The organism is Nocardioides baculatus, assembly GCF_016735675.1.
GTDB lineage: Bacteria > Actinomycetota > Actinomycetes > Propionibacteriales > Nocardioidaceae > Nocardioides > Nocardioides baculatus.
In genome coordinates, this window is the sequence record NZ_JAERSG010000002.1 from 768803 (window position 1) to 793367 (window position 24565).

Consider the following 24565-nt stretch of genomic DNA (forward strand, 5'->3'; position numbering starts at 1 on the left):
CCGCTTGCCCTGTCCGTATGACGTCCGTGGACAGCCGGGGGTGATCGCCGACGCCGACCGGGGCCACGGAAGGTGTTGCGCACGTCACGGCCGGACATCGGTGAGGGAATGCGCCGCGCTGTGGCACAGTTGCCACCACGAAGAGCTTGCGTGCTCTGGGGGCGGTGGAACTCCGCACCGGCGGTCACAGTCCGCGACCCGACCACAGCCAGTGGCCGGTTGACCAGGTGGAAATCCTGGACCGACGGTCATAGTCCGGATGAGAAGTGCACGCTGACGGCTCCGCGCATGCCCGTCGAGGGTGTGTGTCCACCGTCGCCCGCCCCCCGGAGTCCCCACGAGAGGACCCGAGGCGGAGATGACGACCAGCGAGGCAGAGCGCAGCGCCATGCGGCGCGCACTGGCGCTCGCCGTGACGCCCGGCGTCCCCCTCGGCCCCAACCCGCGTGTCGGCTGCGTGCTCCTCGACGACGCGGGAGCGACGATCGCGGAGGGGTTCCACCGCGGGGCCGGCCACCCGCACGCCGAGGTCGAGGCCGTGCGGGCCGCGGGTGATGCCGCGCGCGGCACGACCGCCGTGGTCACCCTCGAGCCGTGCAACCACACCGGCCGGACCGGACCGTGCTCGGAGGCCCTCGTCGCCGCCGGCGTACGCCGGGTCGTGTTCGCGCAGACCGATACCAACCCGGTCGCCGTGGGTGGCGCCGCCCGGCTGCGCGAGGCGGGCATCGAGGTCGACGGCGGCCTGCTCGCCGACGAGGCGCGAGCGGTCAACCGCACCTGGACCTTCGCCCTCGAGCACGGTCGGCCGTTCGTCACGTGGAAGTTCGCGACCACCCTCGACGGCCGCAGCGCCGCAGCCGACGGCACCAGCCGCTGGGTCTCCAGCCGCGCTGCGCGTCTCGACACCCACCGGCTCCGCGGGCTCTGCGACACGATGCTCGTCGGCACCCACACCGTCGAGGTCGACGACCCCGAGCTCACCGTCCGTGACGAGGTCGACGAGCCGGTCGAGCACCAGCCGCTCCGCGCGGTGATGGGGCTGCGCGACCTCGCTCCGGACCGGCGGATCCTCAACGACAGGGCCGAGACCGTGCACCTGCGGACGCGCGACCCACGCGAGGCGCTCGCGACGCTCTTCGCCCGTGACCGCCAGCACGTCTTCCTCGAGGGCGGGCCGACGCTGGCCCGCGCCTTCCTCGAGGCGGGGCTCGTCGACGAGATCGTCGCCTACGTCGCCCCGATGCTGCTCGGCGCCGGCACGAGCTCGGTGGCCGACCTCGGCATCACCACGATCGCCGACGCCCGCCACCTCCACGTCTCCGACGTGACGGTGCTGCAGGGCCACGACGGCCAGGACACCAACGTCCGTCTCACCATGACCCCTCTCCCCACCGACAGGAGCAGCTGATGTTCACCGGCATCGTCGAGGAGCTCGGCACCATCGCCGAGGTCACCGACCAGGGCGACGCCATCCGCCTGACCGTCGAGGCGGCCACCGTGCTCGAGGGCACCGGTCTCGGCGACTCGATCTCCGTCAACGGCTGCTGTCTCACCGTGTCCGAGCTCGGCGACGGTCGCTGGACCGCCGACCTGATGCAGGAGACGCTCGACAAGACCTCGCTGCGTGGCGTCGCGCCAGGTGACCGGGTCAACCTCGAGCGCGCCGTCACCGTCGACAAGCGGCTCGGCGGGCACATCGTCCAGGGCCACGTCGACGGCGTTGGCGAGATCGTCTCCCGCTCGCCCAGCGAGCACTGGGACGTCGTCGAGGTCTCCCTGCCCGCCCACCTCTCGCGCTACCTCGTCGACAAGGGCTCGATCACCGTCGACGGCGTCAGCCTCACCGTCGTCGAGGCCCGCGAGACCAGCTTCACGGTCAGCCTCATCCCCGAGACCCTGGCGCGCACGACGCTCGGCAGCCGCCGCGTCGGCGACCTGGTCAACCTCGAGGCCGACGTCATCGCCAAGCACGTCGAGAAGCTCCTCGGCGGTTACCTCCCCACCCCCGCACCCCTGCAGAACAAGGAACTCTGATGAACGACGTCCTCGAGTGGCTCGTCCACGGCACCATCCCCGTCCCCGGCGGCGAGCTCGGCGCCCGTGAGGTGATCGGCAACCTCTTCGGCCTCGCCAGCGCCATCCTCGGCATGAAGCGCTTCGTGTGGGCCTGGCCGATCGGCCTGATCGGCAACGTCCTGCTCTTCACCGTCTTCGCGACCGGCGAGCTCTCCGGCCAGATCGACGAGCCGCTCTGGGGCCAGGCGGGCCGCCAGGTCTTCTTCGCGATCGTCTCGGTCTACGGCTGGTGGCGCTGGTCGCAGCTCCGCCAGGCCGGTGGCGCCTCCGACGGCGGCGCGATCGCACCGCGCTGGGCGACCAACGCCGAGCGGCTCCAGCTGCTCGTCATGGGCGTCGTCGGCTACGCAGCGGCGTACGTTCTGCTGACGCAGGTGCTCGGCTCGTGGGGGCCGACGACCGAGGCGTGGATCCTCGCCGGCTCGATGCTGGCGACGTACGGCATGGCGCGCGGCTGGGTCGAGTTCTGGCTGATCTGGATCCTCGTCGACGTCGTGGGCGTGACCACGCTCGTGCAGGCCGGCTACTACCCGACCGCCGGGATGTACCTCTTCTACGCCGTCTTCGTCGTGATCGGCTTCGTCGTCTGGCTGCGTGACGCCCGCACCGTGACGGACGCCCACGACGACACCGACGACAAGCAGGCGATCCGCGTATGAGCGACACCGTGCGCCTGGACTCCGTCGAGCGGGCCATCGAGGACATCGCGGCCGGCAAGGCGGTCGTGGTCGTCGACGACGAGGACCGCGAGAACGAGGGCGACATCATCTTCGCCGCCGCCAAGGCGACGCCGGAGCTGATGGCCTTCACGATCCGCCACTCCAGCGGCGTGATCTGCGTGCCGATGCCGGGCGACATGCTCGAGCGGCTCGAGATCCCGCTGATGACGCCGCACAACAAGGACAAGCTGCGCACGGCCTACACGATCTCGGTCGACGCCCGCGACGGCGTCAGCACCGGGATCAGCGCCGCCGACCGCGCCCACACCGCGCGCACGCTCGCCGACTCGGCGACCGAGCCGTGGGAGCTGACCCGCCCCGGGCACGTCTTCCCGCTGCGCTACCGCGAGGGCGGCGTGCTGGTCCGCCGTGGCCACACCGAGGCTGCCGTCGACCTGGCCAGGCTCGCCGGGCTGACACCGGCCGGCGTCCTTGTCGAGGTCGTCAACGACGACGGCACCATGAAGCGCGGGCCCGAGCTGCGCGAGTTCGCCGACGAGCACGGCCTGGCGATGATCTCGATCGAGGACCTCGTCCGCTACCGCCGCCGGCACGGGCGCCACGTCGTCCGCGTCGCGGAGACGCGGCTGCCCACCCGGCACGGCGAGTTCACGGCCGTCGGCTACCGCATCACCATCGACGACAGCGAGCACGTCGCACTCGTCCACGGCGACATCTCGGGCGACGAGCCCGTGCTCACGCGCGTGCACAGCGAGTGCCTGACCGGCGACGTCTTCGGCAGCGAGCGGTGCGACTGCGGCCCGCAGCTCGACGAGGCACTGGCCGCGGTCGTGGCCGAGGGCAGGGGAGTGGTGGTCTACCTCCGCGGCCACGAAGGTCGCGGGATCGGGCTGCTCGCCAAGCTCCAGGCCTACGAGCTCCAGGACGAGGGGCGCGACACCGTCGACGCCAACCTCGACCTCGGCCTGCCGGCCGACGCGCGCCACTACGGCACCGCGACGCAGGTGCTGCGCGACCTCGGCGTCTCGTCGGTGCGCTTGATGACCAACAACCCCGACAAGTGCACGAGCCTGGCCGACTTCGGGATCCACGTGGCCGAGCGGGTGCCGCTGACGCCGCACCCCAACGACCACAACCTCACCTACCTGCTGACCAAGCGCGACCGGATGGGCCACGAGCTGCCCGACCTGACAGGAGAGTCCTCATGAGCGGAGCGGGTGCACCCACGTCCCAGCCCTTCGACGCCAGCGACCTGAAGGTCGCCGTCGTCGCCGCGAGCTGGCACACCCAGGTGATGGACGGCCTCGTCGACGGCGCGACCCGCGCCCTGACTGCGTACGGCATCCGGGAGCCCGAGGTGATCCGGGTGCCCGGCACCTTCGAGCTGCCGGTCGTCGCCTCGGCGCTCGCCAAGGCGGGGTACGACGCCGTGGTGGCGCTCGGTGTCGTCATCCGGGGTGGCACGCCACACTTCGACTACGTCTGCTCGGCCGCGACCGACGGGCTCACCCAGGTCAGCGTCGCCCACGCCATGCCGGTCGGCTTCGGCGTGCTCACCTGCGACACCGAGGAGCAGGCCCTCGACCGCGCCGGCCTCGAGGGGTCCGCGGAGGACAAGGGCTGGGAGGCGACGGCGGCCGCGCTCGACACCGCCCGGGTGCTGGCGGCCCACCGCTGACGGCTGCCGCTCAGGACGTCCGGTCGTTGGCCGCCTTGAGGCGCTCGATGTGCTCGGACGCCTCGGCCTTGGTGAGGTCGGCCGAGATCTCCTCGCCGGCCTCGCGGGCGAGCGTGTCGAGGTAGCTGCGCTGGGCGCCGGTCATCGGCTCGTCGCCGGTGACCCACTCGTCGGGGTCCTTCCGCGTCGAGTCACCCTGCGGGCCGCCGAGGGTCTCGCCGGTCGTGGTGGTCGGGTCGTCCGAATGCATGTTCGAATCAGTCATGTCTCGACACTAGCCCGCACCACCGACGACGCAACCCCCACTCGGGTGGTCCGCGCACGGGTCCGATGACGCGTCACGGCACGGAGCGCCGTAGGCTTGCCCACCGTGAAGACGTTCGAGGACCTGTGGGCAGAGCTGTCCACCAAGGCCGCGGAGCGCCCCGAGGGGTCCGGCACCGTGCAGCAGCTCGACGCCGGCGTCCATGCCATCGGCAAGAAGCTCCTGGAGGAGGCCGCCGAGTCCTGGATGGCCGCCGAGCACGAGGGCAAGGACGCGACGGCGCTGGAGATCAGCCAGCTGCTCTACCACGCGCAGGTGCTCATGCTCGCCTCCGGCCTGACCCTCGACGACGTCTACGCACACCTCTGAGTGAGACCCGGATGACCCTTCGCATCGCCGTCCCCAACAAGGGATCGCTGTCCCTCGCCGCCACCGAGATCCTCCGTGAGTCGGGCTACCGCCAGCGCACCGACTCCAAGGAGCTCGCGCTCGTCGACCACGAGAACGACGTCGAGTTCTTCTACCTCCGCCCGCGCGACATCGCGCTCTACGTCGGCGAGGGCACCCTCGACGCCGGGATCACCGGCCGCGACCTGCTCCTCGACTCCGGCGCCAAGGCCGACGAGGTGATGAGCCTCGGCTTCGGTCGCTCGCGCTTCCACTTCGCCGGTCCCGTCGGGCGCTACTCGTCGCTGGCCGACCTCAACGGGTTGCGGATCGCGACGTCCTACGTCGGCGTGGTCGAGGACCACCTGTTCCGCAACGGCATCGACGCGACCGTCACCCGCCTCGACGGTGCGGTCGAGACCAGCATCCAGCTCGGGGTCGCCGACGTCATCGCCGACGTCGTCGAGACCGGGTCGACGCTGCGGGCCGCCGGGCTCGAGACCTTCGGCGAGGTCATCCTCGACTCGCAGGCCGTGCTCATCACGCGCGGCGGGGAGGTGCCCGAGGAGTTCGACATCTTCCAGCGCCGCATCGAGGGCGTCATGGTCGCGCGCAGCTTCGTGATGATGGACTACGACATCGAGGAGTCCCACCTCGACGCGGCGACCGCGCTCGCACCGGGCCGCGAGGGTCCGACGATCTCGCCGCTCGGCAAGCCCGGCTGGGTGGCCGTCCGGGTGATGGTGCCGCGCGCCGGGTCGCAGCGCCTGATGGACGACCTCTGGTCGATCGGCGCCCGCGCCATCCTGCTCACCGACATCCATGCCTGCCGACTCTGAGCCCCGGGCGGTGCCCTCGCTGCCGTCGCTGCCGCGGACGTGGCGCCCCTTCGGCGTACGCATCGCGGTGATCGGCTTCGGCCTGATGCTCGTCGCGGTCTGCGCCGCTGCCTGGTTCGGCTTCGACGACTCCGTCCGTGAGCGGTTCAACCTGCTCCAGCGCATCACCGTGCTGCTGATGGGTGCCGGCCTCGCCACGTGCGGCTGGGCGCTCGCGCGGGCCCGGGTGACCGCCGAGATGGAGGCGCTGGTCGTCGTCAACGGCTTCCGCACCCGCCAGCTCGACTGGGAGCAGGTCCTCGCGATCCACCTGCCCGACGGTGCACCATGGGCGACCCTCGACCTGGCCGACGGCACGACGATCTCGGCGATGGCGCTCCAGGGCTCGGACGGCCGGCGCGCCACCGACGGCGTACGTCAGGTGCGTGCCCTCATCGACCGGGTGGGGCGGGACGGGGGGTAGTGTCTCCCGTCGCACACGACCGGCGACGCAGGGCATGAGGGGGATGTGACACGTGATGAGGGCCAAGCGCCAGAAGAAGTCAGTGGACGAGTCGCAGGCGGCCGGAACGTCCCGGCCTGAGGCGGGTGCCGACCGCGGCGCGAGCTATCGGGCCTACGTGGCCAACCACCTCGATTCCGACGACGCGGAGAAGGGCATCCGCGAGGCGATCGGTGGCAACTTCGACACGATGGGCCTGATCCAGCGTGACCTGCTGGTCGCGCACGGGCTCCGGCCCGACGGGGTCGTGGTCGACGTGGGCTGCGGTTCCGGACGACTGGCCCTGCCCCTGGCCTCCTACCTCGACGACAACGGCCACTACACGGGCACCGACGTGGTGCCGCAGCTGGTCAAGTACGCGCGCAAGCTCGTCGGCCGGCCCGACTGGAAGTTCCGCGTGGTCGAGGACCTGCGGATCCCGGCGCCGAAGGACTCGGCCGACATCGTGTGCTTCTTCAGCGTGATGACCCACCTGCGCCACGAGCACTCCTACCGCTACCTGCGCGCTGCGAAGAGGGTGGTGAAGCCGACCGGCCGGATCATCGTGTCGTTCCTGGAGTTCAGCGTGCCGGCGCACTGGGCGGTGTTCGAGCAGAACTACGAGGACCCGTTCGCGGACAAGCCGCTCGACCAGTTCCTCAGTCGTGATGCTCTCGTGGCGTTCGCCGAGCACCTGGAGCTCGACATCGTCGCGCTCCACGGCGGCGACGAGCTCGCGATCCCGCTGCGGGAGCCGATCACCATGGAGAACGGCACCGAGTACACCGACGCCGGGTCGATGGGTCAGTCGTTCGTGGTGTTCGCCCCGAGGTCCTGAGCCTGCGGGTCACGCCGCGTGGATGCCCCACGACACCGAGAGCTCGTCGCCCCCGGTGCCCGCGGGAGCCAGAGTGACGAGGTCGGTGCCGGAGTTGAAGGCGTCGGCGGGCGCGGTCATCGGCTCGACCGCAAGCCCGGGGCGTACGCCGTCCACGGCCGGCGGTGTGAACAGCTGGAGCCACCGGTGGTGCTCGTCGACCCACAGCGCCACCCCGCGCCCGCTGACCGGGTCCGTCAGGGTCACGGTGCAGCGGCCGTCCTCGTGCACCAGGTCGCCGTACCCGTCGTCGAGCACGCCGTCGCCGATGCGGCGGGCCGAGGTGAAGTCGTACGCCCCGGCCACCGGCTCCGTGCCGACGGGGAGCTGGCGCTCGTCGACGAGCAGGCGGGTGCGAGCAGGCACCAGCAGGTCGAGGTCGTCGATCGCGGAGCCGACGGCGAGGTAGGGGTGCGCGCCGCTGGCGTACGGCGCGGGCTCGGGCGAGAGATTGGTGGCGGTCTGGGTGACGACGAGGCCGTCGGCGGACAGGTCGTAGAGCACGTGCAGGTCGAGGGCCCACGGGTAGCCGGTCTGCGCCATCACCCGGTAGACGAGCGATACCGACGTGTCGGTGTGCTCCTCGAGCGTCCACGCAGCCCAGCGCGCGAGGCCGTGCGACGCGTTGCCCTTCGAGGGGTCGGTGAGGCCGAGCTGGAGGTCCCGCCCACCGAAGGAGTAGCGCCCGTCGCGGATCCGGTTGGGCCACGGCATCAGCAGCTGGCCGCGGCCGCCGCTGGACATCTCGGTCTCCGCGAACCCGTGCACCAGGTCGCGGCCGTGGTGCCGCAGCAGCCGAAGCGCGGCGCCGCTCTCGGTCACCACGGCGACGTAGCCCGCCGCCGAGATCTCGAACTGGTCGCCGCTCGGAAACACCATGACGGCCACCCTAGACGTGGCTACCGTTCCGTCATGGGGATCACCACCCGCTACCTCACCCCTGAGGACGCCGACCTCCTCGCGGCGCTGATGCTGCGGGTCGAGGGCGACCACCCGACGCAGTTCTGCCTCGCGGCCGGCGAGATCCGCGAGATCATGGCGGGGCAGCCGGACTCGGTCTTCGACGGTGCCTTCGACGGCGGCGACCTGGTCGGCTTCACCACGCTGCTGCCCGGCCGCCCGCACGCCGCGGGGCACAGGTTCATCCTCTTCGGGGACGTGGACCCCGCGCGCCTGGGGCAGGGGATCGGCACGCTCATGCTCCAGCGCGCCCTCGACGCCGGGCGCCGGATCCACACGTCGGTCGCCCCGGACGTCGGTGCCCGCTACGCCTCCGCCGCCCTCGAGGGCCGTGACGACCAGGTCGGGCTGCTGCGGAGCGCGGGCTTCGAGCCGGGACGCCACAGCTTCTTCATGGTGGCCGACCTGTCGGGACCTTTGCCTGCTCCCGAGCTGCCGCCCGGCCTCGTGGTCGAGCCGTTCGACCCGGTACGCGCCGACGAGCTGCGCCTGGCCCACAACGACGCGTTCGCCGACTACCCGGAGTTCACCGGGACCGGCGAGGAGTTCTGGAACACCTTCATGGTCACCGCCGCGCACAGCCGGCACCACCTCTCGGCCGTCGCCCGGACCGTCAGCGGCGACGTCGCCGGCTACGTCTACCCGCACGAGTACGCCGTCGCGCCCTCCGGCGGCTCGGACCGGGAGATCCACATCGCCTACGTCGGCACCCTGCCGGCGTACCGGGGCCGGGGGCTCGCGACGGCCCTGCTCGGCCGGGTCCTCCACCTGAGCCAGGAGGCCGGCTACCAGGTCGCCAGCCTCAACGTCGACACCGCCAACCCGACGGGGGCGCTCGGCATCTACGAGCGGGCCGGCTTCCGTCAGCGCTACCGCCAGGACTCCTACCACCTCGACGAGTAGCCCGCCGGGTGGTCAGCCGTCGGTCGACACGACCAGGTCGGCGTGGTCGCGGGTGCGGTGGGTGGTGTGGAGCTCGCGCTCCTCGACCTGCCAGCGCACCCAGTGCTCGCGCATCGCCTCGCCGTCGCGGGCCATGCCCCGGTCGAGCCGCAGCCCGAGGTCGGCCTCGACCCAGACCAGCATCCCGACCAGGTGCGCGATCGCGGGCGACCACGAGCCCACGCCCTCCAGGACGAGCAGCCCGCCGGGCTCGACGAGGTGGGACTCGGCCCAGTCGTCCGCCAGCCAGTCCCACCGCGTCCACCGGCTGGGCCGCCCCTCCGCGAGCGGGGTCAGGAGCGTCTCGACCGTCGCAGCGAGGCCGGGGAGCCCGCCCCAGCCCAGGAGCAGCTCGTCGCAGTGGATGACGACCGCGTCGTCCGACGTCGCGCCCAGGGCGTCCGCGAGGGTCGTCTTGCCCGACCCTGCCGGCCCGTCCACGCAGACCAGGCGTCCCGTGCCCAGGGTCGGCGGCGCGGAGAGGACGCGGTCGGCGACGTCGCGGGCGACCAGCGTGGGGTCGGCAGGCACGTCAGAAGGCGAGGCCGCAGCCGCGGTAGGACGGGACCACCTCGGTGACCGACTCGCCGCTGACCAGGTGGACGTCGCGGACGTGCTCGAACAGCTCGCCCGACTTGGCGTGCCGGAACCACACCAGGTCGCCGATCCGCAGCAGCGCCGCGGGGTGCCCGGTGAGGGGCGTCTGGACCTCGCCGGCGCCCTCCAGGCCCGTGAGGTGGAGGCCGGGCGGCGCCCAGGGGACGGGGGAGCGGTCCTCGCCCGTCGCGCCGCTCGCGATCAGGCCGCCGCCGTGGACCGTCGCCATGGCCGGCGTGGGCTTGCGGGTGACCCGGAGCCCGAAGTACGCCGCCGGGTGCGGGTCGAAGGACGCGTAGTGGTCGAAGATGCCGGGCACCAGCAGCCCGGAGCCCGCGGCGACCTCGGTGACGGCGGGGTCGGCGGCAGTGGCCTCGACCGAGCCCGAGCCGCCGCCGTTCCAGAACTCGAGGGTGATGACGGCCGCGAGCGCGTCGGAGATCTCGCGCCGGCGGACCTCGAGCTGCGCCATCGACGCCTGCTTGAGCCGGCGTACGAGCAGGGACTTGGTGCGCTGGTCCGGGACGTCGTCCTGGACGCCGGCGACCTGCCCCTCGTAGGTCATCACGCCCACCAGGCGTACGCCGTCGTGCTCGTGGACGCGGCGGGCCATCGCGACGACGTCGGCGGTGTCGAAGAGCGGCGAGCGCTTCGGGCCGATGTGCTGGCGGCCCAGCCGGAGCCCGGCGTCGAGGTCGAGGGCGATCCTCACCTCGACGGCGTCACCCGAGCGGGCGGCGTCGATCACCGCGAGGTGGGCGGGGTCGTCGACCATCAGCGTGATCGCGCCGGCGGCATCGGGGGAGGAGGTCAACCGGCGCAGTGCGGCCGCGTCGACCGTCGGGTAGGCCACGACGATGTCGTCGCTGACCCCGGACTCGTGCAGCCAGAGGGCCTCGGCGAGCGTGTAGGCCAGGACGCCGGCGAAGCCCTCGTGCGCGAGCGCGCGCGAGATCAGGGCGGGGACGCGCAGCGACTTCGACGCGACCCGGATCGGCTTGCCGCCGGCACGACGTACGAGGTCCGCGGCGTTCGCGTCGAACGCGTCGAGGTCGACGACCGCGATCGGGGTCGGAGGTGGCTCCGGGAGGGCCGCGACCGCAGCGTCGAGCCGCGACCACAGGCGGTTGCGGTCGACGAAGTGGTCGCTCACTCGATGCCGCGCTTCTTCAGCAGCGCCTCGATGTCGGCCATCTCGTCGTCGATGGGCGAGCCGCCCTTCGAGCGCGGGGACGTGGGCGGCAGCTCGCGGCCGCTCGACGTGGCCGGGTCCGCGGCAGCCGTGCCGCCGGCCGCCTGCCCACGGGCGAGCTGGCGGTCCCGGATGAAGCCGCTGACGACGAAGAGCAGCAACGCGAGCCCGGCAAGGCCGACGCCGCTCCAGGTGAGGACGTTGAAGACCAGGCTGGTCGCCCAGTCCGTCACCGAGCCCGCGATCTCGACGACCATCTCGAGCGTCCCGGTCAGCCAGGCGGCGGCCGGGAGCAGGGTGAATCCCAGGGCACGCAGCCCGTTGGCCGCGCCCCGGCGACGGAACGCGATCCACGTCCAGATCGCCCCGGCGATGGTGAGTGCGGCGGTCAGTGCGGCCCAGGTTGTCCCTTCCACGGGGCCAGAGTCCCACAACGGTCCACGCCTCCGGGACAATGGCGCCGTGGACCACGACCCTTCCCGACCGGACGCCGAGCCGCTGGTGCGGACGATCCCGGACCCCGGCTTCGCCGACGACGCCGGAGCCGGCGACCCGGCGCTCGCCCGTGTGCTGGCCTCGCACCAGGCCGGGGCGGCGTCGTCCGGGGCGGTGCTCGCCGTGCTCCAGGACGCGCGCCTGCTGGTGCCGGTGGTCGCGGTGCTCGGCGAGGTCGAGCTCGACGAGCAGGGTCTCGCCCACGACAAGTCGTCCGACATGGCAGCCGTCCTCGTCCGCGCCGCCGACGGGAGCACGGGACTGCTCGCGTTCACCTCGCTCGAGTCGATGACCCGCTGGGACCCGGACGCACGTCCCGTGCCCGTCACGACGGTGACGGCCGCCACCGCGGCGATCCAGGACGGCGCCGAGGCGCTGCTGGTCGACCTCGCCGGCCCGGTGACGTACGTCGTGGAGGGCGACGACCTGACCCGCCTTGCGGCCGGATGGCGCCTGGTCGGCGTCGGTGAGGGCCACGGCTGGATGGAGCCGCAGGCCAGGTCGGGAATTGGGTCCGAGCCGGAATGATCCGCTAGTCTTCCGTGTTGACCGATCAGTGCCGCAGAAGTTCTTGCGACACCGATCCCGCCAAGCGGAGGCAAGCACCACCGTCTCCCACCCGCACCGATCGCCCTGCACCACAGATCGTCGGGTCCCGGTCCAGTGCCACAGCTGCGTACGTCGCAGGTGTGGGACAGCAGTTTCCCCGAGAGGGGAGACGCGTGACGACTGGCTCCCGCTTGGCACACAGCGGGAGCCTTCTGCATTTCCCCACCGGTTCGACGACATGTCGAGGGTGAGGAGCCAGGAGCGGCTCCCACCCACCCGAACCACTGGAGGAAGCATCAGCACCGAGCTGCGCATCAACGAGCGGATCCGCGTACCCGAGGTCCGGCTCGTCGGACCCAACGGTGAGACCGTTGGGATCGTGCCGACCGACCAGGCACTCAAGCTGGCCCAGGAGGCCGACCTCGACCTCGTCGAGATCGCCCCGCAGGGACGCCCCCCGGTCTGCAAGCTCATGGACTACGGCAAGTTCAAGTACGAGAACGCCCAGAAGGCGCGCGAGGCCCGTCGCAACCAGACGAACGTGATCATCAAGGAGATGAAGCTTCGTCCGAAGATCGACTCCCACGACTACGAGACCAAGAAGGGTCACGTCGTGCGGTTCCTCGGCGCGGGCGACAAGGTGAAGATCACGATCATGTTCCGCGGTCGCGAGCAGCACCGTCCCGAGCTGGGCTTCCGCCTGCTGCAGAAGCTCGCCGAGGACGTGCAGGAGCTCGGCTTCGTCGAGTCCTCGCCCAAGCAGGACGGCCGCAACATGACCATGGTCATCGGCCCGCACAAGAAGAAGGCCGACGCCAAGATCGACGCCGACGCCGCCCGGGCCACCAAGGCCGAGGCCCGCGCCGCCGCGAAGGCCGAGGAGGACGCGGAGCGCGAGGCAGCGCACGCAGCCGGCCCCGTGGCGCAGAAGAAGGAGCGTCGCCGCTCCGAGAACCTGGATCCCGAGATCGAGGCCTGAGCGAAGCGAAGGACTCGATCGAAGTGGGTGGCGACGAAGTCGTCACATCAAGCACCTCGATCGGCGTCACATCAACCCAGAACCACGTAAAAGGAAGTTGAGGCAGACATGCCGAAGAACAAGACCCACTCGGGCGCGAAGAAGCGCTTCAAGGTGACCGGCTCGGGCAAGATCATGCGTCTGCAGGCCGGCCGCAAGTCCGGTGCTGCGTTCGCGTCCGCGCCGACCACGGGCAGCCGCAAGAAGCACCGTCGCAACGCCGGCATGGTCGAGCTCGAGAAGAGCGACGTCGCCCGCGCCAAGAAGATGCTCGGCATCTGAGCCTCCTCCCCTCGGTGGCTGGCTCAGCCGCCTTCCCCGTCTTCATCCCACAGCATCAAGGAGTAACCCCATGGCACGCGTGAAGCGCGCAGTGAACGCCCAGAAGAAGCGTCGTACCACCCTCGACCGTGCGAGCGGCTACCGCGGCCAGCGCTCGCGGCTCTACCGCAAGGCCAAGGAGCAGGTCACCCACTCGCTGGTCTACAGCTACAACGACCGACGCAAGAACAAGGGCAACTTCCGCAAGCTCTGGATCCAGCGCATCAACGCTGCGGCCCGCGCCAACGGCATGACCTATAACCGGTTCATCCAGGGCCTCGGCCTCGCCGGCATCGAGGTCGACCGCAAGATCCTCGCCGAGCTCGCCGTCAACGACGCCCCGGCCTTCGCCGCGCTCGTCGAGGCCGCCAAGGCCGCGCTGCCCGAGGACGTCAACGCGCCCAAGGTCTCCGCCTGATCAAGCAGGTCCGATCCACATGAGCACTCCCCTCGTCGCGACGAACAGCCGCGTCAAGGAGGCTCGCAAGCTGAGCCGCCGTTCGGTACGCACCGAGCGGCGGCTCTTCCTTGCCGACGGCCCGAAGGCCGTCGAGGGGGCGCTGTCGGTCGCCGGCTGCGTGGTCGAGGTCTTCGCCACGCCCTCGGCGCTCGAGCAGTACGCCGACCTGCTGGCCACCGCGACCGTCACGCTCGTCGACGAGCGCGCGCTCGCGTCGCTGTCCGACTCGGTCTCCCCGGCCGGGGTCGTGGCTGTGTGCCGCCACATCGACGCCCCGTTGACGCACGTCATCAACGCCTCACCTCGCCTGCTGGCCATCTGTGCCGACGTGCGCGACCCGGGCAACGCCGGCACCGTGATCCGTACGGCGGATGCGGCCGGCGCCGACGCGGTGGTGCTCGCCGGTCAGTCGGTGGACGCCTACAACCCCAAGACGGTCCGCAGCACGGTCGGCAGCCTGTTCCACCTGCCCTTCGCGGTCGAGCCCGATCCGGCCACCGCGGTCCGGGCTGCCCAGGCGCGCGGGCTGACCGTGCTCGCCGCCGACGGCGCGGGCGAGGTCGACCTGTTCGACGCCGACCTGGCGGGCCCGACGGCCTGGCTCTTCGGCAACGAGGCGTGGGGGCTGCCGACGGAGCTCGCCGCACTGGCCGACCACCGCGTCGCCATCCCGATCCACGGACGCGCCGAGAGCCTCAACCTCTCGACCGCCGCGGCCGTCTGCCTCTACGCCAGCGCACGGGCGCAGAGGTCACGATGATCCTCATCGATCCACCTGCCGTGGCCAGGTGGGACCGGCTCTGGTCGCACCTGGCCAGCGACACGTCGTACGACGAGGCGCACGAGTTCGCGGCCGCCCACGGGATCCCTGCCCGGGGCTGGGACCGCGACCACTACGACGTCCCGTCCGACTTCTACGACGCGATGGTGGCCGCCGGCGCCGTGCCGGTCACGTCGCGCGAGCTGGTGGCGGCGCTGCGCGCCGCGGGGCTGCGACGGCCGAAGGCGCAGTCCGGACGCTGAATCTGCCCTAGGGTGACCGACGTGCCCGGGGAGAGGAAGGTCGACAGCTCGCCCACCCGGCTGCGGTCGCTGGCCGACTACTACCCCGACGGTGTGCTCGGCGCGACCAGGGACGGCGTCGTCACGATCATCAACGCGCAGGCGGCTGCGCTGCTCGGTGTCGATGCCCAGGAAGCACTCGGTCTTCCGCTGTCCGACGTCCTCCGGCTGCTGGACCAGGACGGACGGACCTGGCTGGACGTGAACCACCCGTTCGAGAGCATCTCGATCGTCCGCGGCGTGCCGGAGCAGTCGTGGCTCAGCGCGTCGGGCGAGGAGGTCCTCACGACCGCCACCCTGATCCGCGACCAGGCCCTCGCGCCGGTGGTCGGCATCGCCGTCGGGCTGCGCAGCGGTCGCGGCCGGGCCCGGCTCGACCGGGAGCGCTCCGACCTCGTCGCCACCGTCGCCCACGAGCTCCGCTCGCCGCTGACCGGGGTGAAGGGCTTCGTGCAGGCGCTCCTCAACCGCTGGGACAAGCTCACCGACGACCAGCGCAAGCTGATGCTCACCACCGTCAACGCCGACGCCGACCGGCTGGCGCGCCTGATCGCCGAGCTCCTCGACGTGGCCCGCATCGACACCGGCCGGCTCCAGCTCTACCCCCGCGAGTCGTCCGCGGAGGTGCTGGTGCGTCGTGTGGTCGACTCGATCGAGGCGGGCACCTCCCGGGAGATCCGGCTCGACGTCGCGAGCGACCTGCCCGACGTCTTCGCCGATCCCGACAAGTTCACCCAGGTCGTGACCAACCTCGTCGAGAACGCCATCCGCCACGGACAGGGCCAGGTCTGCGTGACCCTCTCGCACTCGGAGAGCCACGCCGGCGTACGCATCACGGTGGACGACGAGGGCGACGGCATCCCCGTCGAGCTGCGTCGGCGGGTCTTCACGAAGTTCTGGACGACCGGGGACTCCGGTGGGAGCGGGCTCGGGATGTACATCGTCGGCGGCCTCGCCCGCGCGCACGGCGGCTGGGTCACGATCGACGACGCCCCCGGTGGTGGCGCCCGCGTGATGGTGGACTGGCCGAGCGACGACCTGCGACCTGAGCAGTAGACCTCCACACAACCTTCACGAGTCGTCCCCGCCTCCTGCGCTGCCGGGATCCTAGGGTCGGTCCATGACGTCGAGCACGCCTGCCCGCACCGCCCTCGTGGTGGAGGACGAGCGCACCATCAACGATGCGCTGGCCCAGCGGTTGCGCGCCGAGGGCTACACCGTCGAGCAGGCCTTCGACGGTCCGTCGGCGGTCGACCTCGCCGCCTCGGCACGCCCGGACGTGGTGCTCCTCGACGTGATGCTGCCCGGCTTCGACGGCCTCGAGGTCTGCCGCCGGATCCAGGCCGCGCGACCCGTACCGGTGCTCATGCTGACCGCTCGCGACGACGAGGCGGACGTGCTCGTCGGACTCGGCGTCGGTGCGGACGACTACCTCACCAAGCCCTTCTCGATGCGCGAGGTCGTCGCACGGGTCGCCGCCCTCCTGCGGCGCGTCGAGCGGGCCGAGGCCCTCGCTGCCGATCGGCCGGCCCCGCTGGAGGTCGGCGCGATCAGCATCGACCCCGGCACCCGGCGTACGACCGTGGCGGGGGAGCCGGTCCACCTGACCCCGACGGAGTTCGACCTGCTGCTGTGCCTGGCCCGCGAGGCCGGGCAGGTGCTCGGCCGCGACCGGCTGCTCCGCGAGGTGTGGGACTGGGGTGACGCCTGGGGGAGTGCCGGCGCCGCCCGGACGGTCGACAGCCACGTCAAGGCGCTGCGGGCCAAGGTCGGCGCCGCGCGCATCCGTACGGTCCACGGGGTCGGCTACGCGCTCGAGGCCATCTGATGACTCCCCGCACCCCGACGCCGCTCGACACGGTGTCGAGCCTCAAGGTCAAGCTCGGGCTGCTCGTCGCCGCCTCCGTGGTCGTCGCCGTGCTGCTGAGCCTGCTCGGCTCGGCAGCCCACGTCTCGCCCCTCCTGGTGCTGCCGGTGAGCGTGGCCCTCGCCCTCGGTGTCACCCAGCTGCTCGCCGCCGGGATGGTGGCGCCGCTGCGCCGGATGACCGAGGTCTCGCGGGCGATGGCGCGCGGCGACTACTCCGGTCGCGTCCGCACCACTGCCACCGACGAGGTCGGCCAGCTCGCCGCCGCCTTCAACCGGATGGCCGAGGACCTCGCGACCGTCGACCGCGAACGCCGCGACCTGATCGCCACCGTCTCCCACGAGCTGCGTACGCCGCTCACCGCGATGACCGCGCTGCTCGAGAACCTCGCCGACGGCGTGGTGCCCGCGGACTCCGAGCACCTCGGCGCCGCGCTCGAGGAGGCCCAGCGGCTCGGACGCCTCGTCGACGACCTGCTCCAGCTGTCGCGGCTGGAGGCCGGGGTGGTCGAGCTCGACCGCGAGCCGGTCGCGCTGCGCACGCTGGTCGAGGAGTCCGTCGCCCAGGTGGCCGCGGCCGGACGCACGGGCGACTTCGACGTCGCCGTCCCGGCGGACCTGGCGGTCGAGGGCGACCCGGCCCGGTTGCGGCAGCTGCTGGTCAACGTCCTCGACAACGCGGGCCGGCACGCGCCCGCAGGGACCGCCGTCCGGGTCACGGGGGGCACGGGTGGCGACGGGGACGGAGGGGGGTGGTGGCTCGAGGTGGCCGACGACGGTGGGGGAGTCGCCCCCGAGGACCGCGAGCGGGTCTTCGAGCGCTTCGGCACCGATGCCGGCGGGGGCACCGGCCTCGGCCTTGCCGTGGCCCGGTGGGTCGCCCAGCTCCACGGCGGCACGCTGCGCTTCCTCGACCCCCGCTCCGGCAGCGGGGCGCGGCTGCGGCTGGACGTGCCCACGCGTCCCGAGCGGACGTCCACCCCGGTCCCTTCCCCGATCCCTTCGCCGGTCCCTTCCCCCGTCCCTTCCCGCGTCCAGGAGGCAACGATGACCCACGCCGCACCCGTCCACCCGTCCGTCCCTCCCCACCCCGCGGCCCCTCCCCACCCCGCGGCCCAGCAGCAGGGCATGGACGCCCTGTTCGGCCGGTTCTGGCCCGAGTCCGGCCTCTCGTCGGGCTGGCGGACGGTCCTCGCCGCCGCGATCGCCGGCGTCGTCGCCGGGGTGGCGCTGTCCTTCCACGGCCCCGGCATCAGCTGGACCCTCGTCGCCCTGTGCTGCGGCACCGCCGCCCTGCTCACGGCCCGCCACCGCCGCGACCCCTGGACGCTCGCGTGCACCGGCCTCGCGATCCTGCTCGTGCTCCCGATGACCCTGCTCGCCGCCGTCTGGGTGCAGCTGCTCTGCCTGCTCGCGGCCACGGCGGTGTTCCTGTGCGGCGTGACGGGGGCCCGCACGTTGCCCGGCTTCCTGCTCACCGGCATCTCCTGGCCGCTCGCCTCGCTGCGCGGCCTGCCGTGGTTCGGCCGGTCGCTCCGGCTCGCCGGCACCGGGTCGCACATGCCCGCCGTGGTGCGTACGGCGGCGTGGTCCGTGCTGGCGCTCGGCGTGTTCGGCACGATCTTCGCCACCGCCAACCCGGTCTTCGGCTCGTGGGTCGACGCGCTCGTGCCGAGCCTGAGCTTCAACGACCTCGTCGGCCGCGGGTTCCTGGCCTGCTTCGTCTTCGCCGTGACCCTCGGCGCGGCCTACGTCGCCCTCAACCCGGCGCGCGTGGAGATGTTCGCGGATCGTCGGCCGACCCCGCTCACCAACCGCTTCGAGTGGCTCGTGCCGGTGCTGGTCGTCGACGGCGTCTTCCTCGCCTTCATGGCCGCCCAGGCCAGGGCGCTGGTCGGCGGCGAGGACTACATCCAGGAGTCGACCGGCCTCACCTACGCCGACTTCGTGCACCAGGGCTTCGGCCAGCTCACCCTCGCCACCGCCCTGACCGTGCTCGTCGTGTGGGTCGCCTCCCGCCGCGCCGGCGACAGCCGGGACGACCGCCGCTGGCTGCTCGGGTCGCTCGGGCTGCTGTGCGTCCTCACGCTGCTCGTGGTGGCCTCGGCCCTCCGGGGGATGGCGGTCTACCAGGACGCGTACGGCTTCACCACGCTGCGCCTCTTCGTCGACGTCTTCGAGGGCTGGCTCGGCTTCGTGGTCCTCGCGATCATGGTGGCCGGCGTGGCCGGCCGAGGCCGGTGGCTTCCCCGCATCGCGCTCGCGTCCGGGGCGCTCGCGCTGGTCGGGCTGGCCGCGATCAACCCGGACGCCTGGGTCGCCGGGCGCAACCTCGACCGGTACGACGCGACCGGCAAGCTCGACGTCCCCTACCTGATGTCCCTGTCGGGGGACGCCAGCCCCGTGATCGCCGACCGGCTCGGACCCGACGTGGCGCGGTGCGTCCTGCGGCTGCTGCCGTACAACAGCCTGAGCGAGGAGACGCTGGACGACGCGCGCGCGTGGAACCTCGGTCGGGCGCGGGCCGAGCAGGTCCTGGAGGACGTCGACGTCTCCGCCTTCCCCACCACCCGTGACGACGAATGCAGTGACGTCTTCGCGTCCTTCAACGGGTAGCATGCGTCCCGTGGACACGAGCTTGCGATTTCTGCGCCCCGGACCTGGTCCGTCGGGCAGCTGACGTCATCCGGGTCCGGGGAGTCCCCGTCCGACCCGTCGCTCACCACTTCTAGACTCTGCGGCGACCTGCTGTCGCCGCGCGAAAGGGAGCCATGTCCGGCCCCAACACCGACTACGACCCTGTCGAAGTGACCCCGCTGAAGGCCGAGCAGGTCGACGAGATGCGCGAGGCGGCCCTCGCCGCGATCGCCGCAGCCGCCGACCTCGACGCCCTCAAGCAGGTCCGCATCGACCACACCGGCGACCGGTCGCCGCTCGCCCTCGCCAACCGCGAGATAGGTGCGCTCCCGCCGCAGGCCCGCAAGGACGCCGGTCAGCGCATCGGCCAGACCCGCGGTGCCGTCAACCAGGCGCTCGCCGCGCGTCAGGCGGTCCTCGAGGCCGAGCACGAGGAGCGGATGCTGGTCGAGGAGACGGTCGACGTCTCCCTGCCCACCACCCGCGCCCGCCGCGGCGGCCGCCACCCGATCACCCTGCAGTCCGAGCTGATCGCCGACCTCTTCGTGGCTATGGGCTACGAGGTCGCCGAGGGTCCGGTCGTCGAGGCCGAGTGGCTCAACTTCGACGCGCTCAACCTCGGGCCCGACCACCCCGCGCGCTCCATGCAGGACACGTTCTGGACCGAGCCGGCCGAGAACCACGTCGTGCTGCGCACCCAGACCTCACCGGTCCAGGCGCGCACCATGCTGACCCGCAAGCCCCCGATCTACGTGGTGTGCCCCGGCCGGGTGTTCCGCACCGACGAGTACGACGCCACGCACTCACCCATGTTCCACCAGGTCGAGGGCCTCGTCGTCGACGAGGGCATCACGATGGCCCACCTCAAGGGCACGCTCGACCACTTCGCCTCCCAGCTCTTCGGTGACGGGATCACGACGCGCTTCCGGCCGTCCTACTTCCCCTTCACCGAGCCGTCCGCCGAGGTCGACGTGCTCTGCTTCGTGTGTCGCAACGTCGAGCCCGCGTCGTGCCGGACCTGCCGCGGCGAGGGCTGGATCGAGTGGGGCGGCTGCGGCGTGGTCAACCCCCGCGTGCTCACCGCCTGCGGCGTCGACCCGTCGGTCTACAGCGGCTTCGCCTTCGGCATGGGCATCGACCGTTCGTTCATGTTCCGCCACAACCTCGAGGACCTGCGTCCGCTGTTCGAGGGTGACGTGCGGTTCGCCTCGTCCTTCGGAACGGAGATCTGAGCCATGAAGGCACCCCTCTCCTGGATCCTCGAGCACGTCGACGTGCCCGCCGGCACCACGACCGAGCACCTCACCGACCGGCTGACGCTGACCGGCCTCAAGCTGGAGGCGGTCGTGAGCCCGGGCCGCGACATCACCGGCCCGCTGGTGATCGGTCGCGTCCTGACGATGGAGCCCGAGCCGCAGAAGAACGGCAAGACCATCAACTGGTGCACCGTCGACGTCGGTGACGCCAACGGGACCGGCGAGCCCCAGGGCATCGTCTGCGGCGCCCACAACTTCGAGCCCGGTGACCTCGTCGCGACGGTGCTGCCGGGCGGTGTGCTGCCCGGCGGCTTCGAGATCGGCGCCCGCAAGACCTACGGCCACATGTCCGCCGGGATGATCTGCTCCTCCCGCGAGCTGGGCCTCGGCGACGACCACGACGGCATCATCGTGCTGCCCGCCGACGCCGGCGAGCCCGGTGACGACGTACGCCCGGTGCTGGGGCTCGACGAGGAGACCATCGAGTTCGAGATCAACCCCGACCGGGCCTACGCCCTGTCGATCCGGGGCATCGCCCGCGAGGTGCTGGTCTCGGTCGAGGGCGCCAGCGACTTCCGCGACCCGACGGACCGCACGCCCCCCGCGCCCAACGACGAGGGCCACCCGGTCGTCGTCGAGGACGCCGAGGGCTGCCCGGTCTTCGTGGCGCGGCGGGTGACGGGCTTCGACCCGACCGCCGCGACGCCCGACCACATCGTGCAGCGGATCACCGCGGCCGGGATGCGGCCGATCTCTCTGGCCGTCGACGTCACCAACTACGTGATGCTCGAGACCGGCCGACCGATCCACGGCTACGACGCCGACAAGGTGCAGGGCGCGATCGTCGTACGCCGTGCACGCGACGGTGAGCGGCTCACCACCCTCGACGGCACCGACCGCGCCCTCGACCCGGCCGACCTCGTCGTCACCGACGACTCGGGGATCATCGGGCTCGGCGGCGTGATGGGCGGCGAGACCACCGAGATGTCGGACACGACCACCTCGATCCTCGTCGAGGCGGCCCACTGGGACGCCGTGTCGATGTATCGCACCGGCCGGCGCCACAAGATCACCTCCGAGGCCGGCAAGCGCAACGAGCGCGGTGTCGACCCGACGATCTGCGAGGCCGCGGCCGACCGCGTCGTCGAGCTGCTGGTCGAGCACGGCGGCGGCACCGCGGACGCGGGCGTCACCGTGGTCGGGACCCCGCCCGCGATGCCCGTCATCGAGGTGGCCGGCGACCTGGCCGCCCGCGTGTCGGGGATGGAGATCAGCGAGGAGCGCAGCATCGAGTGCCTGCGCGCGGTGGGGTGCGAGGTGTCTGGCTCGGGCACCCTGACGGTGACTCCGCCGCCGTGGCGCCCCGACCTGACCGACCCCCAGGACCTCACCGAGGAGGTCATCCGGCTCGTCGGCTACGACCACGTGCCGTCGGTCCTCCCGACGCCGCCGTCGGGACGCGGACTCACCCGCTCCCAACAGCTGCGCCGACGCATCGGACGCACACTGGCCGGCGACGGCTTCGTGGAGGTCGTCACCTTCCCGTTCGTGGGCACGACCGACCTCGACGACCTCGGCCTCCCGGCCGACGACCCGCGGCGCGACCTGCTGCGGCTGTCGAACCCGCTCAGCGCCGAGGCGCCCTTCATGACCACGACACTGCTGCCCGGTGTGCTGCGCACGGCCGGCAGGAACGTCGGTCACGGCAACGCCGACCTGGCGATCTTCGAGATCGGCACCGTGACCCTGCCGCGTCACTCGGGCCCGGCGGCGATCCTGCCGGTCGACCGGCGGCCGAGCGACGACGAGTTCGCCGCGCTCGACGCCGCGCTGCCTGCCCAGCCGTTGCGCCTGGCCCTCGTCGCCGCCGGCGACGCGGCCTCTGCCGGCTGGTGGGGGCCTGCTCGTCCGGTCACCTGGTCGGACGCCGTCGAGGCCATCCGGTCGGTCGCGGCCGCGATCGGCCTCGAGGTGAAGGCCTCCTCGGCAGACCTGGCCCCGTGGCACCCCGGCCGGTGCGCCGAGCTGTCCGTGGACGGTCAGGTCGTCGGCCACGCCGGCGAGCTGCACCCGACGGTCTGCCAGGCCTTCGGGCTGCCGAAGCGCACCGTCGCCGCCGAGGTCGACCTCGACCTCCTCATCGAGCGGGCCGTCCACCTCCGACCGGCGCCCGCCTTCTCGTCGTACCCCGTCGCCAAGGAGGACGTCGCCCTCGTGGTCGACGCCTCCGTGCCGGCGGCCGACGTCGAGGCGGCGCTGCGCGAGGGCGCGGGCGAGCTGCTCGAGTCGATCCGGCTCTTCGACGTCTACACCGGCGACCAGGTGGGCGAGGGCAAGAAGTCGCTGGCCTACGCCCTGCGGTTCCGGGCACCGGACCGGACCCTCAAGGAGGGCGAGGCGGCAGCAGCACGCGACGCGGCAGTGGCGCTCGCGACCGAGCGCACCGGCGCCGTGCAGCGCGCCTGAGCGCGCCGTCCTGGCACACCACTGGCCCGTGAGTCTCCAGGAGACTCACGGGCCAGTGGCACGTGTCAGCGCAGCTCGCAGGAGCGGCGGACCTCCGCGACGCAGCGGTCGCGACCACCCTGTCCGACGGCACGGTCGCGGCCGGGCCCGCCGAAGATCCGGTCCTCGCCCGGCCCACCGAGCATCGTGTCGTTGCCACGGCCTCCGACGAGCTTCTCGTTGCTGTAGCCGCCCTGGAGCCGGTCGGCGCCGGAGCCCCCGATGAGGACGAACGGCACCCGGGAGGCCTTGGCCGTGCGGTCGCTGGACGAGCTCAGCACGTCGGCGCCGCCACGTCCCTCGACGCGGGCCGTCCGGGTGTAGACGCGGATGGTGTCCGGCCCGTTCGTGCCGATCACCTTCGATCGACCCCCCGCCACCGAGATGGTCTCCCAGGCGTCCAGCGACCCGGAGTACGCCGTACGTGCCCTGCTCTCGTCCGTGCAGTCGTAGCCGATACCCAGCCGCACGTCCGCGACCCGGCACCGTGGCATGCCCAGCCGGTCGCGACCGGGGCCGCCGATCCGGTCGCCCCCGGCAGCGTCGAGCATCTCGATCCGGTCGTCGCCACCGCCCATGTCGGCGTCGAGCCGGAGCCGGGCGTCACCAACCGGGGACGGGCCACCGTCAGCGGCCTGGGTGGGCCAGAACGTGAGGTACTCGCCGACGTCGGCGCCGGTGAAGGTGGTGCGGAGGTGGGAGTACTCCAGTCCCCAAGACGTCACCGGGCCGCTCCAGCGCAGCACAGGCCGCGAGTCGACCGCCACGACGCCCCGAGGAGCGTCGATGGAGACGTCCGAGCCGGACCAGCCCGACGTCAGCCGCAGCCGGTTGTCGCCGTCGCCGAGGTCGATGGCGGGCCCGGTCTGCTCACCGGCCCAGTTGACGCCGTCGTCGCCCGCTCCGGTGGAGATGACGTCGGAGTTCCGGGTTCCCGCGACCGCGGTCCCGCTGGTCACCGTGTCGTTGCCGCCCCGGGTGTCGATCACGTCCCTCTCGGTGTCGGTCGAGTCCGCGAAGTCGGAGGTGCCAGCCGCGACGAACTCGCCCGTCGCATCGCTCCCGACATAGGTGTCGGAGCCGGAGCCGAGGTAGACGGTCAGGCTGCGCTTGCTCGCGACGGTCTCGTTGTGCACCTCGTCGTCACCGTCGCCGGTGCCGAGGAAGAGGTAGCGGCGAACGCTGTCGTCGAGCCGGATGCACACCAGGTCATTGCCTGCGCCGGTGTCGACGGACTTCTGGCCCGGTCCGACGACCATCACGTCGTCGCCCGGCGTCCCCGCGTCGCCGGTGACCGTGACCGCGCGTCCCTGGCAGGTCTGCGGGTCGGCATGGGCAGCAGGTGCTCCGAGCGCGAGGGCTCCGAGCAGGAGCGTGATGGCGGTGGTCGTAGCTGGACGACGGGGCGTCATGGTGGGC

General features: G+C 72.1%; 27 protein-coding genes and 1 riboswitch. Of the genes, 21 read left to right on the top strand and 6 right to left on the bottom strand.

The window, feature by feature from the left end:
• Positions 1 to 146: 146 nt before the first annotated feature.
• Positions 147 to 276: riboswitch (FMN riboswitch) on the top strand.
• An 82-nt stretch (positions 277 to 358) separates the two neighbouring features.
• Genes ribD through ribH form a run of 5 tightly spaced genes read left to right on the top strand, consistent with a single transcriptional unit; the run spans position 359 to position 4437 of the window.
• Positions 359 to 1411, top strand: coding sequence for a bifunctional diaminohydroxyphosphoribosylaminopyrimidine deaminase/5-amino-6-(5-phosphoribosylamino)uracil reductase RibD (ribD, locus tag JI751_RS09535; protein WP_236665854.1), 1053 nt, complete (start codon positions 359 to 361; stop codon positions 1409 to 1411).
• Positions 1411 to 2037 (top strand): riboflavin synthase, encoded by a 627-nt coding sequence (locus tag JI751_RS09540; RefSeq protein ID WP_201935741.1) that lies wholly within the window; start codon positions 1411 to 1413, stop codon positions 2035 to 2037. Before ribD ends, JI751_RS09540 begins: the two co-directional genes overlap by 1 nt.
• Complete coding sequence (gene pnuC, locus JI751_RS09545) at positions 2037 to 2738, top strand: nicotinamide riboside transporter PnuC (protein WP_201935743.1); 702 nt, start codon at positions 2037 to 2039, stop codon at positions 2736 to 2738. Before JI751_RS09540 ends, pnuC begins: the two co-directional genes overlap by 1 nt.
• On the top strand, positions 2735 to 3967 hold the full coding sequence (locus tag JI751_RS09550; RefSeq protein WP_201935745.1) for a bifunctional 3,4-dihydroxy-2-butanone-4-phosphate synthase/GTP cyclohydrolase II: 1233 nt from the start codon (positions 2735 to 2737) through the stop codon (positions 3965 to 3967). The genes pnuC and JI751_RS09550 overlap by 4 nt, the downstream gene beginning before the upstream one ends.
• Positions 3964 to 4437 carry a 6,7-dimethyl-8-ribityllumazine synthase gene (ribH, locus tag JI751_RS09555; RefSeq protein WP_201935748.1) on the top strand — a complete coding sequence of 158 codons (474 nt, stop codon included), beginning with the start codon at positions 3964 to 3966 and terminating at the stop codon, positions 4435 to 4437. The genes JI751_RS09550 and ribH overlap by 4 nt, the downstream gene beginning before the upstream one ends.
• 10 nt (positions 4438 to 4447) lie before the next feature.
• Here ribH and JI751_RS09560 read toward each other — a convergent pair whose 3' ends face one another.
• A complete protein-coding gene (locus JI751_RS09560; RefSeq protein WP_236665855.1) occupies positions 4448 to 4702 on the bottom strand; it encodes a DUF3072 domain-containing protein in 255 nt (84 codons plus the stop codon).
• Between the two features lie 105 nt (positions 4703 to 4807).
• Here JI751_RS09560 and JI751_RS09565 point away from each other — a divergent pair, with 105 nt between their 5' ends.
• Genes JI751_RS09565 through JI751_RS09580 form a run of 4 tightly spaced genes read left to right on the top strand, consistent with a single transcriptional unit; the run spans position 4808 to position 7247 of the window.
• Positions 4808 to 5071, top strand: coding sequence for a phosphoribosyl-ATP diphosphatase (locus JI751_RS09565; RefSeq protein WP_129424718.1), 264 nt, complete (start codon positions 4808 to 4810; stop codon positions 5069 to 5071).
• Between the two features lie 11 nt (positions 5072 to 5082).
• Entirely contained in the window at positions 5083 to 5928 is an 846-nt protein-coding gene (hisG, locus tag JI751_RS09570; protein ID WP_201935750.1) for an ATP phosphoribosyltransferase, read from the top strand.
• Positions 5912 to 6391 (top strand): PH domain-containing protein, encoded by a 480-nt coding sequence (locus tag JI751_RS09575; RefSeq protein ID WP_201935752.1) that lies wholly within the window; start codon positions 5912 to 5914, stop codon positions 6389 to 6391. The genes hisG and JI751_RS09575 overlap by 17 nt, the downstream gene beginning before the upstream one ends.
• Positions 6392 to 6446: 55 nt before the next feature.
• A complete protein-coding gene (locus JI751_RS09580; RefSeq protein ID WP_201935753.1) occupies positions 6447 to 7247 on the top strand; it encodes a class I SAM-dependent methyltransferase in 801 nt (266 codons plus the stop codon).
• Between the two features lie 9 nt (positions 7248 to 7256).
• On the opposite strand, the gene JI751_RS09585 is transcribed toward JI751_RS09580, so the two are convergent.
• On the bottom strand, positions 7257 to 8165 hold the full coding sequence (locus JI751_RS09585; RefSeq protein ID WP_201935754.1) for an aldose 1-epimerase family protein: 909 nt from the start codon (positions 8163 to 8165) through the stop codon (positions 7257 to 7259).
• 33 nt (positions 8166 to 8198) lie between these two features.
• Between JI751_RS09585 and JI751_RS09590 the strand changes: the two genes are divergently transcribed.
• Positions 8199 to 9149, top strand: a complete 951-nt coding sequence (locus JI751_RS09590) for a GNAT family N-acetyltransferase (protein WP_201935755.1) — start codon at positions 8199 to 8201, stop codon at positions 9147 to 9149.
• 12 nt (positions 9150 to 9161) lie between these two features.
• Here JI751_RS09590 and JI751_RS09595 read toward each other — a convergent pair whose 3' ends face one another.
• From JI751_RS09595 to JI751_RS09605, 3 genes are read right to left on the bottom strand one after another with little or no spacing between them, the layout of a single operon-like run.
• The gene (locus JI751_RS09595; protein WP_201935756.1) at positions 9162 to 9719 is read right to left on the bottom strand and encodes a uridine kinase family protein; all 558 of its coding nucleotides are present in this window, start codon (positions 9717 to 9719) and stop codon (positions 9162 to 9164) included.
• Between the two features lies 1 nt (position 9720).
• Positions 9721 to 10938 carry an amino acid deaminase/aldolase gene (locus JI751_RS09600; protein WP_201935757.1) on the bottom strand — a complete coding sequence of 406 codons (1218 nt, stop codon included), beginning with the start codon at positions 10936 to 10938 and terminating at the stop codon, positions 9721 to 9723.
• Positions 10935 to 11393: a hypothetical protein gene (locus JI751_RS09605; RefSeq protein ID WP_201935759.1), complete on the bottom strand. Its 459-nt coding sequence runs from the start codon at positions 11391 to 11393 to the stop codon at positions 10935 to 10937. The genes JI751_RS09600 and JI751_RS09605 overlap by 4 nt, the downstream gene beginning before the upstream one ends.
• A gap of 46 nt (positions 11394 to 11439) precedes the next feature.
• Between JI751_RS09605 and JI751_RS09610 the strand changes: the two genes are divergently transcribed.
• The 11 genes from JI751_RS09610 (at position 11440) to pheT (ending at position 23107) form a co-directional block, all read left to right on the top strand.
• Entirely contained in the window at positions 11440 to 12000 is a 561-nt protein-coding gene (locus JI751_RS09610) for an SseB family protein (protein ID WP_307814048.1), read from the top strand.
• A 259-nt stretch (positions 12001 to 12259) separates the two neighbouring features.
• Entirely contained in the window at positions 12260 to 13000 is a 741-nt protein-coding gene (gene infC / locus JI751_RS09615; RefSeq protein ID WP_201935761.1) for a translation initiation factor IF-3, read from the top strand.
• A 108-nt stretch (positions 13001 to 13108) separates the two neighbouring features.
• Entirely contained in the window at positions 13109 to 13321 is a 213-nt protein-coding gene (locus JI751_RS09620) for a large ribosomal subunit protein bL35 (RefSeq protein WP_129473670.1), read from the top strand.
• Positions 13322 to 13391: 70 nt separating this feature from the next.
• Positions 13392 to 13778, top strand: coding sequence for a 50S ribosomal protein L20 (rplT, locus tag JI751_RS09625; RefSeq protein ID WP_201935762.1), 387 nt, complete (start codon positions 13392 to 13394; stop codon positions 13776 to 13778).
• A gap of 19 nt (positions 13779 to 13797) precedes the next feature.
• Positions 13798 to 14580, top strand: a complete 783-nt coding sequence (locus JI751_RS09630) for a TrmH family RNA methyltransferase (RefSeq protein ID WP_201935763.1) — start codon at positions 13798 to 13800, stop codon at positions 14578 to 14580.
• Complete coding sequence (locus tag JI751_RS09635; protein WP_201935764.1) at positions 14577 to 14843, top strand: DUF4031 domain-containing protein; 267 nt, start codon at positions 14577 to 14579, stop codon at positions 14841 to 14843. Before JI751_RS09630 ends, JI751_RS09635 begins: the two co-directional genes overlap by 4 nt.
• Before the next feature lie 21 nt (positions 14844 to 14864).
• Positions 14865 to 15938, top strand: coding sequence for a sensor histidine kinase (locus tag JI751_RS09640; protein ID WP_307814050.1), 1074 nt, complete (start codon positions 14865 to 14867; stop codon positions 15936 to 15938).
• Positions 15939 to 16002: 64 nt separating this feature from the next.
• Positions 16003 to 16710: a response regulator transcription factor gene (locus JI751_RS09645; protein WP_201935765.1), complete on the top strand. Its 708-nt coding sequence runs from the start codon at positions 16003 to 16005 to the stop codon at positions 16708 to 16710.
• Positions 16710 to 19364 (top strand): DUF4153 domain-containing protein, encoded by a 2655-nt coding sequence (locus JI751_RS09650; RefSeq protein ID WP_201935767.1) that lies wholly within the window; start codon positions 16710 to 16712, stop codon positions 19362 to 19364. The genes JI751_RS09645 and JI751_RS09650 overlap by 1 nt, the downstream gene beginning before the upstream one ends.
• Positions 19365 to 19519: 155 nt before the next feature.
• Positions 19520 to 20617 carry a phenylalanine--tRNA ligase subunit alpha gene (gene pheS / locus JI751_RS09655; protein ID WP_201935769.1) on the top strand — a complete coding sequence of 366 codons (1098 nt, stop codon included), beginning with the start codon at positions 19520 to 19522 and terminating at the stop codon, positions 20615 to 20617.
• Positions 20618 to 20620: 3 nt separating this feature from the next.
• On the top strand, positions 20621 to 23107 hold the full coding sequence (gene pheT, locus JI751_RS09660; RefSeq protein ID WP_201935771.1) for a phenylalanine--tRNA ligase subunit beta: 2487 nt from the start codon (positions 20621 to 20623) through the stop codon (positions 23105 to 23107).
• Between the two features lie 65 nt (positions 23108 to 23172).
• On the opposite strand, the gene JI751_RS09665 is transcribed toward pheT, so the two are convergent.
• Positions 23173 to 24558: a calcium-binding protein gene (locus JI751_RS09665; RefSeq protein ID WP_201935773.1), complete on the bottom strand. Its 1386-nt coding sequence runs from the start codon at positions 24556 to 24558 to the stop codon at positions 23173 to 23175.
• Between the last annotated feature and the right edge of the window lie 7 nt (positions 24559 to 24565).

Coding starts and splice junctions, on each gene's coding strand:
- ribD (WP_236665854.1), top strand. CDS start 359: ATGACGACCAGCGAGGCAGAGCGCAGCGCCATGCGGCGCGCACTGGCG.
- JI751_RS09540 (WP_201935741.1), top strand. CDS start 1,411: ATGTTCACCGGCATCGTCGAGGAGCTCGGCACCATCGCCGAGGTCACC.
- pnuC (WP_201935743.1), top strand. CDS start 2,037: ATGAACGACGTCCTCGAGTGGCTCGTCCACGGCACCATCCCCGTCCCC.
- JI751_RS09550 (WP_201935745.1), top strand. CDS start 2,735: ATGAGCGACACCGTGCGCCTGGACTCCGTCGAGCGGGCCATCGAGGAC.
- ribH (WP_201935748.1), top strand. CDS start 3,964: ATGAGCGGAGCGGGTGCACCCACGTCCCAGCCCTTCGACGCCAGCGAC.
- JI751_RS09560 (WP_236665855.1), bottom strand. CDS start 4,702: ATGACTGATTCGAACATGCATTCGGACGACCCGACCACCACGACCGGC.
- hisG (WP_201935750.1), top strand. CDS start 5,083: ATGACCCTTCGCATCGCCGTCCCCAACAAGGGATCGCTGTCCCTCGCC.
- JI751_RS09575 (WP_201935752.1), top strand. CDS start 5,912: ATGCCTGCCGACTCTGAGCCCCGGGCGGTGCCCTCGCTGCCGTCGCTG.
- JI751_RS09580 (WP_201935753.1), top strand. CDS start 6,447: ATGAGGGCCAAGCGCCAGAAGAAGTCAGTGGACGAGTCGCAGGCGGCC.
- JI751_RS09585 (WP_201935754.1), bottom strand. CDS start 8,165: ATGGTGTTTCCGAGCGGCGACCAGTTCGAGATCTCGGCGGCGGGCTAC.
- JI751_RS09590 (WP_201935755.1), top strand. CDS start 8,199: ATGGGGATCACCACCCGCTACCTCACCCCTGAGGACGCCGACCTCCTC.
- infC (WP_201935761.1), top strand. CDS start 12,260: ATGTCGAGGGTGAGGAGCCAGGAGCGGCTCCCACCCACCCGAACCACT.
- JI751_RS09620 (WP_129473670.1), top strand. CDS start 13,109: ATGCCGAAGAACAAGACCCACTCGGGCGCGAAGAAGCGCTTCAAGGTG.
- rplT (WP_201935762.1), top strand. CDS start 13,392: ATGGCACGCGTGAAGCGCGCAGTGAACGCCCAGAAGAAGCGTCGTACC.
- JI751_RS09630 (WP_201935763.1), top strand. CDS start 13,798: ATGAGCACTCCCCTCGTCGCGACGAACAGCCGCGTCAAGGAGGCTCGC.
- JI751_RS09635 (WP_201935764.1), top strand. CDS start 14,577: ATGATCCTCATCGATCCACCTGCCGTGGCCAGGTGGGACCGGCTCTGG.
- JI751_RS09645 (WP_201935765.1), top strand. CDS start 16,003: ATGACGTCGAGCACGCCTGCCCGCACCGCCCTCGTGGTGGAGGACGAG.
- JI751_RS09650 (WP_201935767.1), top strand. CDS start 16,710: ATGACTCCCCGCACCCCGACGCCGCTCGACACGGTGTCGAGCCTCAAG.
- pheS (WP_201935769.1), top strand. CDS start 19,520: ATGTCCGGCCCCAACACCGACTACGACCCTGTCGAAGTGACCCCGCTG.
- pheT (WP_201935771.1), top strand. CDS start 20,621: ATGAAGGCACCCCTCTCCTGGATCCTCGAGCACGTCGACGTGCCCGCC.
- JI751_RS09665 (WP_201935773.1), bottom strand. CDS start 24,558: ATGACGCCCCGTCGTCCAGCTACGACCACCGCCATCACGCTCCTGCTC.